Source organism: Yoonia sp. 2307UL14-13 (assembly GCF_037572755.1).
Lineage (GTDB): Bacteria > Pseudomonadota > Alphaproteobacteria > Rhodobacterales > Rhodobacteraceae > Yoonia.
The window spans coordinates 405,638-419,479 of sequence record NZ_JBBIFZ010000001.1 but is presented as its reverse complement, the minus strand read 5'-3'; the positions used below and the strand labels follow the sequence as shown (position 1 = coordinate 419,479).

Below are 13,842 nucleotides of genomic sequence, written 5' to 3'. Positions count from 1 at the left end.
CCTAAGGGGCCTGCGACGCAGTCGGTTGCCCCCGCCCGCGTGAAAATCGATCCGGCTAACCCGAATCGTCCCTTGTTTCCCGCAGCCTAAGCGAACACCGCACCCCCCGCAAACCGGCGAGATCAGGGATATGAACCACTTAGCGTCCATGCTTGAACTCACCCAAGGGCCTGATATGAGGCTGGGCGACCAAGCCATCATCATTTCTGACAGGACCAGCACCTTGGATATCTCAGCCCTCCGTTCCGCCCATCCCGACCACTGGAAGAAAGCCACGGCAATCCGCACCCTGACGCTTGATGCGGTCGCCGCGGCGAATTCCGGCCATTCCGGCATGCCAATGGGGATGGCAGATGTGGCAACGGTCTTGTTCGAAAAGCACCTTAACTTTGACCCCAAAGCCCCCGACTGGCCGGACCGCGACCGCTTCATCCTGTCCGCAGGCCACGGCTCCATGCTGCTTTATTCCCTGATGTACCTCACCGGCTATGAAGACATGCCGCTGAGCCAGGTCAAGGACTTCCGCCAATGGGGGGCCCGCACCGCCGGTCACCCCGAATACGGCCACGCCCGCGGCATCGAAACGACAACAGGCCCCCTCGGCCAGGGCATCGCCAACTCCGTCGGCTTCGCCATCGCCGAGGAAATCCAGCGCGCCACCTGGGGCAAAAAGATCATCGACCACTACACCTACGTCATGGCCGGTGATGGCTGCCTGATGGAAGGCGTCAGCCACGAAGCCATCGGTCTGGCGGGCATGCAGAAACTCGGCCACCTGATCGTCTTCTTCGACAACAACAACATCACTATCGACGGCACCGTCGACATGGCCGACATCACTGATCAGCCCAAGCGCTTTGCCGCTGCCGGCTGGCACGTCCAGGAAATCGACGGGCATGACCCCGACGCGATCGACGCCGCCATCACCGCCGCCAAGAAAACCAATCGCCCCTCCATGATCGCCTGCAAGACCCACATCGCTTTGGGCCACGCCGCGCAGGACACGTCCAAAGGGCACGGCGCACTGACCGATAAAGAGCATTTGAAAGCCGCGAAAGAGGCCTATGGTGCCCCCATGGGCGACTTCGAAGTCGACCCCGACGTCAAAAAACAATGGGAAGCAATCGGCGCCCGCGGCGAAGACACCCGAAAAGACTGGGAGGCCCGCTTCGCCACCCTATCGGCCAGCAAACAGGCCGAATTCAACCGGACCTACGCGGGTGAAGCACCGAAAAAACTCAGCGCCATGATCCGCGCGCTCAAAAAACAGGTGACCGAAGGCCAACCCAAGGTCGCCACGCGCAAATCGTCTGAGATGGTGCTCGAAGTCATCAACCCGGTGATGAAGGAAACCATCGGCGGCTCCGCCGACCTCACCGGTTCCAACAACACCAAGACCAGTGATCTGGGCGTCTTCACCCCCGACAACCGCAAGGGGCGCTACATTTACTACGGCATCCGCGAACACGGCATGGCAGCTGCCATGAACGGCATGGCGCTGCATGGCGGTGCCAAACCCTATGGCGGCACGTTCATGTGCTTCACCGACTACGCACGTGGTGCCATGCGTCTCTCTGCGTTGATGGGCGTGCCGGTCACCTATGTGATGACCCATGACAGCATCGGTCTTGGCGAGGACGGACCGACACACCAGCCCGTCGAACACCTCGCCATGCTGCGGGCGACTCCAAACATAAACGTGATCCGTCCCGCCGATACGGTCGAAACAGCCGAAGCCTGGGAACTGGCGCTGACTTCGCGGAAAACACCGACCGTCCTCAGCCTTACCCGGCAAGGTCTCCCCACGGTCCGCAAAGACCATAAAACCAAAAATCTCACCGCGCAGGGCGCCTATGTGCTCGCCGACGCCGAAGGCAAGCGGCAGGCCATCCTGATGGCGACCGGTTCCGAGGTCAGCGTCGCCCTCGCGGCCCGCGACCTGTTGCAAGCCAAGGGGATCGGCACCCGCGTCGTCTCCATGCCGTGCTGGGAACTCTTCGAAGAGCAGGAAGAAAGCTATCGCAAGCGTGTCCTGCCCGCAGGCCCGGTGCGTGTGGCGATCGAGGCTGGGATCCGCTTTGGCTGGGACCGCTGGCTCTTCGGTGAACGCGGCAAGCGCGAGAAATCCGGCTTCATCGGCATGCACGGTTTCGGTGCATCCGCCCCGGCCGAACGATTGTTCGAAGAATTCGGCATCACGGCCGAGGCGACGGTCGCCAAGGTCGACGCATTGCTCAAGTAACGCTGCATTGGGTGACATTGGCCCGATAAGGATCGGCAAGCCATCGCCGATCCGAACGTCCGTTCTCTTTTCATTGTCAACCGCTCCGGTCACGGGTCAATATAAGGCATAAAAGAAAAAAGATTGGGGCAAAAGCAATGCGGAAACGCACCAAAATCCGGTTCGCCGGAACCATTCTCATGGTGACACTGATGGCGGGTTGTAACGCCATTTTCACACCCGAAACCATTCCGGCCCCGACGAATGTAGACCCGGCGCCCGTGTCGCAAATCCGCAGCTATGCCAAGGCTTTCCTGAACGAAATTCAACCTGTCTCCATCGCGGAATCCCGCGAATATTGCGGATTTTTCGTCGGGACACCCGACGGCAACGTCATCGGCACCGACCCGATCGCCGGTACAGCCGATGGCTGCTATATCGCGTTCATCCCCGAAAACGTCGTGGCCAGCTACCACACACATGGCGGCTATCTGCCCGGCTATTTCAACGAACTGCCATCGGTGAACGATGCCGAAGGGGCGTTCGACGCCGAACTTGACGATTACCTCAGCACGCCGGGGGGACGGTTCTGGCGGATCGACGGACAAACCGGCATCTCGCAAATGCTCTGCGGGCGTTCCTGCCTCACCGACGATCCGACATATCGGCACAATCCCCGCAACCCCGGGCGGGACCGCTACACCATCGAAGAACTCGAAACACTACAAAGCTGATATCCGTTAGCGAAAACAGTTAGCGCCAACAGGTGGGTTTATCGCTAACATATTGGTTTCGCTTCGTTTTCACCCTTACGTCCGTAATCCTGGCTACCTATAGCGAACATAAGGCAACAGGTATAAGGGCACGATCATGACAGTCACACTCGGGATCAACGGCTTCGGACGGATCGGGCGCTGCACGCTTGCCCACATCGCCGAGGCCGGGCGCAACGACGTTCAGGTCGTCAAGATTAACGCCACCGGCCCGATCGAAACCAACGCCCATCTCCTCCGCTACGACAGCGTGCACGGACGGTTCGGCAAGACAGTCACCGTCAAGGACGACACGCTCGACTTGGGGCGCGGCCCGATCGACGTGATGTCCACCTATGACCCGACCGAACTCGATTGGGAGGGCGTCGATGTCGTCCTCGAATGCACCGGCAAATTCAACGACGGGCATAAGGCCGACACCCATCTGGATCGCGGTGCGAAAAAGGTCCTCATCTCCGCCCCCGCCAAGAATGTCGACCGCACAGTGGTCTATGGCGTCAACCACCGCGACCTCGACCCAACCGAACGCATGGTGTCCAACGGCTCCTGCACCACCAACTGCCTTGCCCCTCTCGCCAAGGTCCTCAACGACGCGATCGGCATTGAACGCGGGATCATGACCACGATCCACAGCTACACCGGCGACCAACCCACGCTTGACCGGCGGCACGACGACCTCTACCGCGCCCGCGCCGCCGCTATGGCGATGATCCCGACCTCGACCGGGGCGGCAAAGGCCCTGGGCCAAGTCCTTCCGGAACTCCAGGGCAAACTCGACGGTAGCGCCATCCGGATCCCCACCCCCAATGTCAGCGCGGTGGATCTGACATTCGAGGCCGGCAAGTCGGTTACGGTCGAAGACGTGAATGCAATCGTTGCCGGGGCCGCGGCTGGCTACATGGGCATGGTCATGGCCTACGACGCCGAGGCAAAGGTCAGCATTGACTTCAACCACACAACCCAAAGCTGCATCTTCGCCCCCGACCAGACCAAGGTTATCGGCGGCAAAACCGTCCGTGTCCTCGCCTGGTACGACAACGAATGGGGCTTCTCCGCCCGCATGGCCGACGTCGCCGGGACCATGGGGCGGCTGAACTAGTGGCAACGCAGCCCCGGACTTGATCCGGGGCCTCCACCGAACGCGACAAAGAGGTCCCGGATCAAGTCCGGGACTGCGACCATTCACATACGCAAGCTCCGCCGCTACACCTCCCCCATGACCAACACCATCGCCATCTGCCTCGGCATCCTGATCCTCGGCCTGATCGCAGCCGATATCTTCCTGATCGAATTCGACACAATCACCTTCCTGATGAGAAAACTCGGCGACCTGATCGAATATCTGGCCTTCTGGCGCTGACCCCCCGGGTTGACCTTTCGTCATAAATCGCAATGTTAGCGCCAACATTGTCCCGATAGGAGAAAGACCATGGCCGTCAAAGTCGCCATCAACGGATTTGGCCGTATCGGCCGCAACGTACTTCGCGCCATCATCGAAAGCGGACGGACCGATATCGAGGTCGTCGCGATCAACGATCTGGGCCCGGTCGAAACCAATGCCCACCTTTTGCGTTTCGATAGCGTGCACGGGCGCTTCCCGGCGACGGTCACGACGACCGAAACCACAATCGACGTCGGCCGTGGCCCGATGGAGGTCACGGCGACCAAGAATCCGGCGGAACTGCCGTGGAAAGATGTCGACGTCGTCCTTGAATGCACCGGCATCTTCACCTCGAAAGAGGCATGCCAGGCGCATCTCGACAATGGATCAAGCCGCGTGCTGATCTCGGCCCCGGGCAAAAATGCCGACAAAACAATCGTCTACGGCGTAAACCACGATACACTTACAGGCGATGATCTGGTCGTTTCGAACGCCTCCTGTACCACCAACTGCCTGTCTCCCGTCGCAAAGGTCCTGAATGATGCAGTAGGCATCACCAAAGGTTTCATGACGACGATCCACAGTTACACCGGCGACCAGCCCACGCTGGACACCATGCACAAGGACCTGTACCGCGCCCGCGCCGCAGCCCTGTCGATGATCCCAACCTCCACCGGTGCGGCCAAGGCAGTCGGCCTCGTTCTGCCCGAACTCAACGGCAAACTCGACGGTGTGGCCATCCGGGTGCCCACGCCCAACGTCTCGGTCGTCGATCTGACGTTCGAGGCCAGCAAGGCCACGACCGTCGAAGAGGTCAACAATGCAATCAAAAAGGCCGCTGACGGCCCACTGAAAGGCGTTCTGGGCTACACCGACCTGCCGATGGTCAGCTCCGATTTCAACCATGACCCGCATTCGTCGATCTTCCATCTCGACCAGACCAAGGTGCTGGGCGGAAACATGGTCCGCATCCTGTCGTGGTACGACAACGAATGGGGCTTCTCGAACCGCATGGCAGATACCGCCGTCGCGATGGGCAAACTGATCTGACCTTCATCATATGCCGACACAATAGGCCGACCCAGACCGGGTCGGCTTTTTTGTGACCAAATCATGATTTCGTCATGCACAAAATGCATAGCCGCAAGCGCGATACATCAGTTGTTCTGCACCGCAGCATCATTATGTCTGGTTGGTGAAACGAAACGCGATGATCTAAAAGGAGCACGCAAATGACCGCACTGAACACAGTACGCACCGCCATTGAAAAGCGCGTGGCCTATAGCCGTCTCAAGCGCGAACTGCAAAACATGCCGGTGGAAACAGCCATCGATCTGGGCATGTTCCGCGAAGACGCAGCCAAGACCGCAGCGAGGGCGATCTACGGCTAAGCCGCTCATAATGCTTCGAAAACCAGCCGTCCCACCGGGGCGGCTTTGTTATTTCATGGCCCTCGAAAGAAATGTATCGATCCGGTCTTGATACCCCGCCTGCCCTGCCAGATTGTTGTGCGTGGCACCCTCCACTGCATGAAACGTGACATCCAGCCCGGCCCGCTGCATAAGCCCAACCAAACGCTGCCCAACAGACATCGGGATCAACTGATCCGCCGTCCCATGCTGCACCAGCACAGACGCTGACAGCCGCGGCACCAATCGGGCCGAATTCCATTTTTGCACCCCCGGCATCCAACACGCCGGTAGCCACGATGCCCGCGTCATCAGTTCGCACATCTTCACGAACGGCGCATCCAGCACGATCGCCGCAACCTCCCGTTCTGCCGCGACATGCAGCGCCAGACCCGAACCCATGGAATACCCATGCACGACAATCGGCCCGTCATGGCGATCGCGCAACCAGTCATAGGCAACCAGCGCATCCGCCTTCAGCCGCCTTTCCGATGGCTTTCCCGGTATCCCACCCCCGCCCGGATACTCCATCGCCGCCACGGTGCGGCCCGCCGCGACATGCGCATCCAGCGTATAGGTAAAATAGGCCAGCGCCCCGCCATTCCCCATAAAGAAAAGCGTCGCGACATCCTCAGATCCAGCGGACAAAGCCATGGCAACTTGGCGGTCACCGATAACCTCTTGCTGCCATCCGCGCGCGTCGAACGGATCAGGACCGAAGGGATAGATGAATTGCGGGTGCAACCAGACCATCGCAAGGCCATAGGTCATGTAAAGCGCCGCCAACATCCAAAGCAGCTTCAACCGGCATAACGCGCAAGCAGCGCCTCGTTCACCGCCGGCGTGACAAATTTCGACACATCGCCGCCCAGTCGCGCAATCTCTTTCACCAATTTCGACGCAATCGCCTGATGCTGCGCCTCGGCCATCAGAAACACGGTCTCGATCGAATCGTCCAGAACGCGATTCATACCGACCATCTGATATTCATACTCGAAATCGGCCACCGCGCGCAGGCCACGCAGGATCACCGACGCATTCACATCGCGCGCACAATCGATCAGCAGATTCTCGAATGGATGGGCCACAATCTCGCATCCCGTCGCAGCGCTCAGCGGCGCACATTCCGCTTCGACCATCGCGACACGCTCTTCCAGCGAAAACAGCGGGCCTTTGTCCCGATTGATCGCCACACCGATCACCAACCGATCGACTAACGAACAGGCACGGCGAATGATATCCAGATGGCCCAACGTCACGGGGTCGAATGTACCGGGATAAAGACCAGTGCGCATGGGCCACCTCTTTGTTTATCGCGGGCGCACGCAACAATATTTCGCAAACAAAGGCAAGAGGGCAATCAATGCCCCATGATCATGCCTTCCAATGCGTCCTTTTCCATCGCCAACTCGGCCAAACGCGCCTTGACCGCATCTCCGATCGATATCAACCCGATCATCTTGCCGTCATCCATCACGGGCAAGTGCCGAAACCGGCCCTCCGTCATCATCTCAAGTACTTCCAGCGCAGTATGGGAGGGCGTACAGGTCACGATCTTCGCCGTCATCATGTCACTGACGGGGCCGGTCAGGCAGCTGACGCCCCGATTGCCGATTTCCCGCACGATATCGCGCTCCGACAGAATACCATCCAGTGCATTCCCATCAGAGGAAACCACCACTGTTCCGATCCGTTTCTCCGACAACAGCTTCACGGCGTCAGTGACCGGGTCCGACGGCTTGACGGAAACCACACCGACATCGGCCTTCGATTTCAAAATTTGGGAAATGATCATCGGGCGGCCTCCTCACCATGGCTCCGGAATTTCAGCGTCTCAAATCAACCATCTATCTGTCAAGCATAGCTCTTTACCCCGCGACAACCACCCCTATAGTCGGCGCAAAGATTGCGGAGGATATCATGCAAGAACTCACCCACTATATCGGCGGCGCACATGTCAAAGGCACATCCGGACGGTTCGCCGACGTGATGAACCCGGCCACGGGTGAGGTGCAGGCAAAGCTCCCCCTCGCCACTGCTGATGAACTCGGCAAGGCCGTCGCCATCGCGGCAGAGGCCCAACCGGCATGGGCCGCCACCAATCCACAACGGCGCGCGCGCGTCATGATGGCGTTCGTCAGCCTCCTCCACCGCGACATGGACAAACTGGCCGAGGCGCTGTCCCGCGAACACGGCAAAACCCTCCCCGACGCCAAAGGCGACGTCATCCGCGGGCTCGAGGTCGTCGAATACTGCATCGGCGCGCCGCAACTGCTGAAAGGCGAATACACCGACAGCGCGGGCCCGGGCATCGACATGTATTCCATGAAACAACCCCTCGGCGTCACTGCCGGGATCACCCCGTTCAACTTCCCCGCCATGATCCCCATGTGGATGTTCGCCCCCGCCATCGTCTGCGGCAACGCCTTCATCCTCAAACCGTCCGAACGTGACCCCTCCGTTCCCCTCATGCTGGCAGAGTTGATGGAAGAGGCAGGCCTGCCCAAAGGCATCTTGCAGGTCGTCAACGGCGACAAGGAAGCGGTCGACGCGATTCTCGACAACGACGTGATCCAGTCCATCGGCTTCGTCGGCTCGACACCCATTGCCGAATATATCTACGGACGCGGGTGCGCGAACGGCAAGCGTGTGCAATGCTTCGGTGGGGCCAAAAACCACATGATTATCATGCCTGATGCCGATATGGATCAAGCCGCCGATGCTTTGGTCGGCGCAGGCTACGGCGCGGCAGGCGAACGCTGCATGGCGATCTCTGTCGCCGTCCCCGTAGGTGACGAAACTGCAGATCGGCTGATCGAAAAACTGGCCCCTAGGGTCGAGGCCCTGAAAGTCGGCCCCTACACATCGGGCAATGACGTCGATTACGGTCCGGTCGTAACCGCCGCCGCCAAAGCGAACATCGAACGGCTCGTGCAAACCGGCATCGACCAGGGCGCGAAACTCGTCGTGGACGGACGCAATTTCAGCCTGCAAGGCTACGAAGACGGCTTTTTCGTCGGCGCGCACCTCTTCGATCACGTCACCAAGGACATGGACATCTACAAAACAGAAATCTTCGGCCCTGTCCTATCAACCGTGCGCGCGGAAAGCTATGAAGAGGCCATCGGCCTCGCCATGCACCACGAATACGGCAACGGGACCGCGATCTTCACCCGCGACGGCGACACCGCCCGCGACTTCGCCAACCGGATCAATATCGGCATGGTCGGCGTCAACGTCCCCATCCCCGTCCCCCTCGCCTACCACACATTCGGCGGCTGGAAAAAATCCATGTTCGGCGACCTCAACCAGCACGGACCGGATGCATTCAAATTCTACACAAGAACCAAAACGATCACCTCGCGGTGGCCGTCCGGGATCAAGGAGGGAGGCGAATTCTCGATTCCGGTGATGGAATAGATCAAGCCACCGTAATGCTGCCCTTCATATTGGGATGCACGGCGCAGAAATAACTGAACGTGCCCGCAGACGAAAACTTCAGCGAAGCCGCCTGCCCACCGCTCAGACGACCGGTATCGAACGATCCGTTATCCGCTGTGGCTGTATGCGGCGCGCTATCTTCATTGACGAACCGCACAGTATCACCAGCGCTGATCGTCAGATTGGCAGGCGCAAAAGCAAAATCGCGGATGGCGACAGTATGGGTCGTGGCGTGACCATCGGCGGCGGCCATCTTGGCTGCCAAGGGGGCAGCAGCGGCAGTCACGGCAAGACGCAGGGCCATACGGCGGGTAATATTGGACATGGGAACTTCCTCTCGTTTTGAAACACATTTCTACGGCGCTCTGAAAGGCACCTGACAGCAATACGCATCGGCTTACTCATTTATTCTCGCGCAACCGAATATTATCGTCGATTGATCGACACCCTTGCCAACGATGCCCAAACCGCCCAAGATATGAACAAGCGTTCAATTCATGGCTGAGGAAGGCATCATGGACTTTGCCCTGACCGAGGAACAATCGGCGATCTTCGACATGGCGCAAGCCTTCGGCGCTGAACACATCGCGCCCCACGCGCGGCAATGGGAAGCCGAGGGCACCATCCCCAAGGACCTTTGGCCCAGACTCGCCGAACTTGGCTTCGGCGGGCTTTACGTCAGCGAAGACCACGGCGGTGCAGGCCTCTCGCGCCTCGACGCCACCCTCGTCTTCGAGGCCCTCTCGCAATCCTGCGCCTCGGTCGCAGCGTTCCTGTCGATCCACAACATGTGCGCCCGCATGATCGACGCCTACGGGTCCGACACCCTCAAGGCCCGCATCATCCCCAAAGCACTCACGATGGACACGATCCTCTCCTACTGCCTCACCGAACCCGGCTCCGGCTCCGACGCCGCAGCGCTGAAAACCAAAGCGACCCGCACGAACGAAGGGTTCGCATTGACCGGCACCAAGGCTTTCATCTCCGGCGGCGGCTATTCCGACGCCTATATCGTCATGGCCCGTACCGGCGATGACGGCCCGAAAGGGATCAGCGCGATCCTTGTCGAAGACGGGGCCGAAGGGCTGTCTTATGGCGGTCTTGAAGACAAAATGGGCTGGCGCTCCCAACCCACGCGGCAAGTCCAAATGGACGCCTGCAAAGCCGCCGCCGACCATCTGCTGGGCCAAGAAGGACACGGCTTCAAATACGCCATGGCAGGCCTCGACGGCGGCCGCCTCAACATCGCCGCTTGCTCCCTCGGCGCCGCGCAAGCCGCGCTCGACCAAACCCTCGCCTACATGAAAGAACGCAAAGCCTTCGGCAAACCCATCGACCAATTCCAGGGGCTACAATTCCGACTGGCGGATATGGAAATCGATCTGCAATCCGCCCGCACCTTCCTCCGCCAAGCCGCCTGGAAACTCGACACCGGCGCGCCCGAAGCCACCAAGTTCTGCGCTATGGCCAAGAAACAAGTCACCGAAGTGGGATCGAGAGTCGCCGACCAATGCCTGCAACTCCACGGCGGCTATGGCTACCTGGCCGACTACGGGATCGAAAAAATCGTGCGCGACCTGCGCGTCCACCAGATCCTCGAAGGGACCAACGAAATCATGCGGCTCATCACCGCGCGCCACCTGATCCAATGACCCACGCAGTCCCGGACCTGATCCGGGACCTCAACACCAAATGTCAGACCTGATAATCCGCCAAAACGGCCAAGCCGGCCACATCACCCTCAACCGCCCCAAAGCGCTCAACGCGCTCACGTGGGAGATGTGCCTCGCCATCGAAAATGCCCTCGACACGTGGCGCAGCGACCCCGCCATCGCGCTCATCATGATCGACGGCGCGGGCGACCGCGCCTTCTGCTCCGGCGGCGACATCGCCGAAATGTATGCCGCTGGCCAACGCGGCGACCTCGACTACGGCCGTCGCTTCTGGCGCGACGAGTATCGACTCAACGCCAAAATCCACAGCTACCCCAAACCCATCGTCACCTTCCTGCACGGCTTCACCATGGGCGGCGGCGTCGGCGTCGGCTGCCACGGCTCCCACCGGATCGTCTGCGAAAGCAGCCAGATCGCCATGCCCGAATGCTCCATCGGACTTGTGCCAGATGTCGGCGGCTCGCTCATTTTGGCGAAAGCACCCGGCGCTTGCGGCGAATATCTTGGTCTAACCGGCGACCGCATGGACGCAGGCGACGCCATCTATGCAGGTTTTGCGGATCATTATGTTCCGCAAGACGATTGGGAGACGCTAAAAGCACAACTCGCAGAAACCGGCGAAGCGGTCATACCAAAGCACCCGACCCCAGAGAGCCGCCTCCAAAAATGGCAACCCGACCTAGACGCCTATTTCATCAGCGGCAGCGACAGCGACGCGACCCAACGCTTCGACAAACTCTCCGCCCGCAACGCACCCCTTGCCCAAGCTGTCTGCCGCAAAATCCTCGCCGCCGTGCGCGAGAACCCCGATATCCAAACCGCCCTCAATCACGAATTCCGCTACACCTATCGCTGCGTGGCCCAGGGCGACTTCATCGAAGGCATCCGCGCCGCCATCATCGACCGGGATAAAAGCCCGAAATGGCAACCCGTCACCGCAGACCAAATCGCAGTCATGACGGCCCCCTTGGGCGAACAAGGGCTGCAATGGGAGGATAACACATGAAAATAGGCTTCATCGGTCTCGGCAACATGGGCGCGCCCATGGCCGCCAACCTCGCCAAAACCCACGATGTCACAGGCTTCGACACCATCGCCAAACCCGACGGCATCCGCCTCGCCAGCAGCGCCACAGCGACTGCCAAAGACGCCGACGTCGTCATCACCATGCTCCCCAACGGCGATATACTCCGCGCCGTCGCCAATGAAATCCACCCCGCCATGAAGCAGGGCGCCATCCACCTCGACTGCTCCACCGTCGACGTCGAATCCGCTCGCGCGGTCGCCACCCAAGCCGAAAACCACGACCTGCAAGCCATCGACGCCCCCGTCTCCGGCGGCATCGGCGGCGCCACCAACGGCACCCTGACGTTCATGGCCGGCGGCCCCGAAGACGCCTTCGCCAAGGTCAAACCGCTCTTTGACATCATGGGCCAAAAAGCCGTCCATTGCGGTCCCGCAGGCAACGGCCAGGCGGCCAAGATCTGCAACAATATGATCCTCGGCGTCACCATGATCGCCACCTGCGAGGCCTTCGTGCTCGCCGACAAACTCGGGCTTGACCGGCAGGCGATGTTCGATGTTGTCAGCACGTCCTCAGGCTATTCATGGAGCATGAACGCCTACTGCCCCGCCCCCGGCATCGGGCCGCAAAGCCCAGCAGACAACGGCTACAAACCCGGCTTCGCCGCCGACCTCATGCTGAAAGACCTAAACCTCAGTCAAATAGCCGCCGAAGCCGCCAACGCCGACACGCCCATGGGCGAAGCCGCCCGCGACCTCTACGCCCAATTCGTCGAACAAGAAGACGGCAAAGGCCAAGACTTCTCGGCCATGCTCCGCCGCTTCGAAAAGCGCAGCCGCACATGACAGAAACCCCAAGCTGGACGGCCTTCATCAAAGCCGCGGAAATCGCTGGGCCACCCCGGCCCTCCCTCGCCTGGGCCAAAGCCAAACGCACCCAAATGAAGGTCTTCGACGACCGAGTCGAAATCGGCAGCTGGACCCTCAAACACAGCGACGTCACCAGCGCCACGCTCTACCAAACGCAATCCGGCATCAAAAACCGTGTCTTTGAAATCGCGACGCCTGACCAGACCGTCCAGATCAACTTCAACCCCGGCACCTCACCGGAAGGACACCTGCCCTACCCGATCCAAACCGCGCCCTTCCCCAAGGGCCTCGCCGTATTCCGGATCATCTTCTGGCTGTTCATCGCAGCGATCATCACGGCCGCGATCTTCACCTGAACTTCTTTTGTTCAAAAATACCTCCGCCGGAGGCATAAAAGTCTCTGACCCACCCCATCAACTTTCGCGATCGGGATGTTCCTCGACAACCCACGCCCCATCGGGCAACAAAACGTCCGACCCCGGCGCATCCACGACGATACTGGCACAATCCAACCCTCGCAGATCGACAAATGCATCACGCCCGCGAATGGTCAGCTCCTCACACACACCATCGGCAATGACCCTACCACCCGCCTGCCCCATGATGGTCAGCTCGGACACCTCGAGATCGGTCAAGGTCACCACGCCCCCATCACCGGCCTCGGCCCACAACCTGCGATCGGCATCACCGGTGAACGTCAACACGCCACCTTCCAACGCCTTCACGCCATTCATGACCGGCGTCGTGATATCCACGGCAAAGACATCATCCCGCCATTGCGGCCAGATCAGCCATCTTGTGTCGCGATCGATCGCCAACCATGGCAAAAACGCCTTCAGCCGCAGCTGCGCCAGATCACCCTTCACCGGCGTCGCGGTCACCGCATAATCGTCACCGATCGTTACCGAAACCTGCACACCGTCCCGCACGTCAATGGCACGAAACGCACCCGTCTCATAGATTTCGCTTTCGGCGAAAGCGGTACTCGCGGACAAGGCCACGAAAAAAGCTGTGATGATCTTCATCGCGGTCTCCAATGGTCGTCACTTGC

Annotated in this window: 16 protein-coding genes; 11 read left to right on the top strand and 5 right to left on the bottom strand. The window is 60.1% G+C overall.

What is annotated here, in order from left to right:
• Positions 1–223 precede the first annotated feature (223 nt).
• The 6 genes from tkt to V8J85_RS02160 all read left to right on the top strand — a co-directional run bounded on the left by tkt (position 224) and on the right by V8J85_RS02160 (position 5,766).
• Complete coding sequence (gene tkt / locus V8J85_RS02185) at positions 224–2,242, top strand: transketolase (protein WP_339953056.1); 2,019 nt, start codon at positions 224–226, stop codon at positions 2,240–2,242.
• A gap of 137 nt (positions 2,243–2,379) precedes the next feature.
• On the top strand, positions 2,380–2,955 hold the full coding sequence (locus V8J85_RS02180; protein WP_339951771.1) for a DUF4329 domain-containing protein: 576 nt from the start codon (positions 2,380–2,382) through the stop codon (positions 2,953–2,955).
• 136 nt (positions 2,956–3,091) lie between these two features.
• On the top strand, positions 3,092–4,093 hold the full coding sequence (gene gap, locus V8J85_RS02175) for a type I glyceraldehyde-3-phosphate dehydrogenase (RefSeq protein WP_339951769.1): 1,002 nt from the start codon (positions 3,092–3,094) through the stop codon (positions 4,091–4,093).
• A 117-nt stretch (positions 4,094–4,210) separates the two neighbouring features.
• A complete protein-coding gene (locus tag V8J85_RS02170; protein ID WP_339951768.1) occupies positions 4,211–4,354 on the top strand; it encodes a hypothetical protein in 144 nt (47 codons plus the stop codon).
• 69 nt (positions 4,355–4,423) lie between these two features.
• Positions 4,424–5,425: a type I glyceraldehyde-3-phosphate dehydrogenase gene (gap, locus tag V8J85_RS02165; protein WP_339951766.1), complete on the top strand. Its 1,002-nt coding sequence runs from the start codon at positions 4,424–4,426 to the stop codon at positions 5,423–5,425.
• Positions 5,426–5,607: 182 nt separating this feature from the next.
• Positions 5,608–5,766, top strand: coding sequence for a hypothetical protein (locus V8J85_RS02160; protein ID WP_339951764.1), 159 nt, complete (start codon positions 5,608–5,610; stop codon positions 5,764–5,766).
• Positions 5,767–5,814: 48 nt separating this feature from the next.
• Here the strand turns inward: V8J85_RS02160 and V8J85_RS02155 are convergent, their stop codons facing one another.
• From V8J85_RS02155 to V8J85_RS02145, 3 genes are all read right to left on the bottom strand, one after another.
• Positions 5,815–6,588, bottom strand: a complete 774-nt coding sequence (locus V8J85_RS02155) for an alpha/beta hydrolase (protein ID WP_339951761.1) — start codon at positions 6,586–6,588, stop codon at positions 5,815–5,817.
• A complete protein-coding gene (gene coaD / locus V8J85_RS02150) occupies positions 6,585–7,079 on the bottom strand; it encodes a pantetheine-phosphate adenylyltransferase (RefSeq protein WP_339951759.1) in 495 nt (164 codons plus the stop codon). The genes V8J85_RS02155 and coaD overlap by 4 nt, the downstream gene beginning before the upstream one ends.
• Before the next feature lie 65 nt (positions 7,080–7,144).
• The gene (locus tag V8J85_RS02145; RefSeq protein ID WP_339951757.1) at positions 7,145–7,579 is read right to left on the bottom strand and encodes a CBS domain-containing protein; all 435 of its coding nucleotides are present in this window, start codon (positions 7,577–7,579) and stop codon (positions 7,145–7,147) included.
• A gap of 125 nt (positions 7,580–7,704) precedes the next feature.
• Here V8J85_RS02145 and V8J85_RS02140 point away from each other — a divergent pair, with 125 nt between their 5' ends.
• A complete protein-coding gene (locus V8J85_RS02140; RefSeq protein WP_339951755.1) occupies positions 7,705–9,204 on the top strand; it encodes a CoA-acylating methylmalonate-semialdehyde dehydrogenase in 1,500 nt (499 codons plus the stop codon).
• A gap of 1 nt (position 9,205) precedes the next feature.
• Here V8J85_RS02140 and V8J85_RS02135 read toward each other — a convergent pair whose 3' ends face one another.
• Positions 9,206–9,550 (bottom strand): cupredoxin domain-containing protein, encoded by a 345-nt coding sequence (locus V8J85_RS02135; protein WP_339951753.1) that lies wholly within the window; start codon positions 9,548–9,550, stop codon positions 9,206–9,208.
• Between the two features lie 190 nt (positions 9,551–9,740).
• Here V8J85_RS02135 and V8J85_RS02130 point away from each other — a divergent pair, with 190 nt between their 5' ends.
• Genes V8J85_RS02130 through V8J85_RS02115 form a run of 4 tightly spaced genes read left to right on the top strand, consistent with a single transcriptional unit; the run spans position 9,741 to position 13,147 of the window.
• Complete coding sequence (locus tag V8J85_RS02130) at positions 9,741–10,877, top strand: acyl-CoA dehydrogenase family protein (protein WP_339953055.1); 1,137 nt, start codon at positions 9,741–9,743, stop codon at positions 10,875–10,877.
• A gap of 40 nt (positions 10,878–10,917) precedes the next feature.
• A complete protein-coding gene (locus V8J85_RS02125) occupies positions 10,918–11,904 on the top strand; it encodes an enoyl-CoA hydratase/isomerase family protein (RefSeq protein WP_339951751.1) in 987 nt (328 codons plus the stop codon).
• On the top strand, positions 11,901–12,767 hold the full coding sequence (gene mmsB, locus V8J85_RS02120) for a 3-hydroxyisobutyrate dehydrogenase (RefSeq protein ID WP_339951749.1): 867 nt from the start codon (positions 11,901–11,903) through the stop codon (positions 12,765–12,767). The genes V8J85_RS02125 and mmsB overlap by 4 nt, the downstream gene beginning before the upstream one ends.
• Positions 12,764–13,147 (top strand): hypothetical protein, encoded by a 384-nt coding sequence (locus V8J85_RS02115; RefSeq protein ID WP_339951747.1) that lies wholly within the window; start codon positions 12,764–12,766, stop codon positions 13,145–13,147. The genes mmsB and V8J85_RS02115 overlap by 4 nt, the downstream gene beginning before the upstream one ends.
• 57 nt (positions 13,148–13,204) lie before the next feature.
• On the opposite strand, the gene V8J85_RS02110 is transcribed toward V8J85_RS02115, so the two are convergent.
• Positions 13,205–13,816: a GIN domain-containing protein gene (locus V8J85_RS02110; RefSeq protein ID WP_339951745.1), complete on the bottom strand. Its 612-nt coding sequence runs from the start codon at positions 13,814–13,816 to the stop codon at positions 13,205–13,207.
• Positions 13,817–13,842: the final 26 nt, after the last annotated feature.

What these genes read in the sequence shown, in the direction of transcription:
- V8J85_RS02130 (WP_339953055.1), top strand. Translation starts at nt 9,741, where the DNA reads ATGGACTTTGCCCTGACCGAGGAACAATCGGCGATCTTCGACATGGCG.
- V8J85_RS02170 (WP_339951768.1), top strand. Translation starts at nt 4,211, where the DNA reads ATGACCAACACCATCGCCATCTGCCTCGGCATCCTGATCCTCGGCCTG.
- mmsB (WP_339951749.1), top strand. Translation starts at nt 11,901, where the DNA reads ATGAAAATAGGCTTCATCGGTCTCGGCAACATGGGCGCGCCCATGGCC.
- gap (WP_339951769.1), top strand. Translation starts at nt 3,092, where the DNA reads ATGACAGTCACACTCGGGATCAACGGCTTCGGACGGATCGGGCGCTGC.
- V8J85_RS02110 (WP_339951745.1), bottom strand. Translation starts at nt 13,816, where the DNA reads ATGAAGATCATCACAGCTTTTTTCGTGGCCTTGTCCGCGAGTACCGCT.
- V8J85_RS02160 (WP_339951764.1), top strand. Translation starts at nt 5,608, where the DNA reads ATGACCGCACTGAACACAGTACGCACCGCCATTGAAAAGCGCGTGGCC.
- V8J85_RS02145 (WP_339951757.1), bottom strand. Translation starts at nt 7,579, where the DNA reads ATGATCATTTCCCAAATTTTGAAATCGAAGGCCGATGTCGGTGTGGTT.
- V8J85_RS02135 (WP_339951753.1), bottom strand. Translation starts at nt 9,550, where the DNA reads ATGTCCAATATTACCCGCCGTATGGCCCTGCGTCTTGCCGTGACTGCC.
- V8J85_RS02180 (WP_339951771.1), top strand. Translation starts at nt 2,380, where the DNA reads ATGCGGAAACGCACCAAAATCCGGTTCGCCGGAACCATTCTCATGGTG.
- V8J85_RS02140 (WP_339951755.1), top strand. Translation starts at nt 7,705, where the DNA reads ATGCAAGAACTCACCCACTATATCGGCGGCGCACATGTCAAAGGCACA.
- V8J85_RS02115 (WP_339951747.1), top strand. Translation starts at nt 12,764, where the DNA reads ATGACAGAAACCCCAAGCTGGACGGCCTTCATCAAAGCCGCGGAAATC.
- gap (WP_339951766.1), top strand. Translation starts at nt 4,424, where the DNA reads ATGGCCGTCAAAGTCGCCATCAACGGATTTGGCCGTATCGGCCGCAAC.
- coaD (WP_339951759.1), bottom strand. Translation starts at nt 7,079, where the DNA reads ATGCGCACTGGTCTTTATCCCGGTACATTCGACCCCGTGACGTTGGGC.
- V8J85_RS02125 (WP_339951751.1), top strand. Translation starts at nt 10,918, where the DNA reads ATGTCAGACCTGATAATCCGCCAAAACGGCCAAGCCGGCCACATCACC.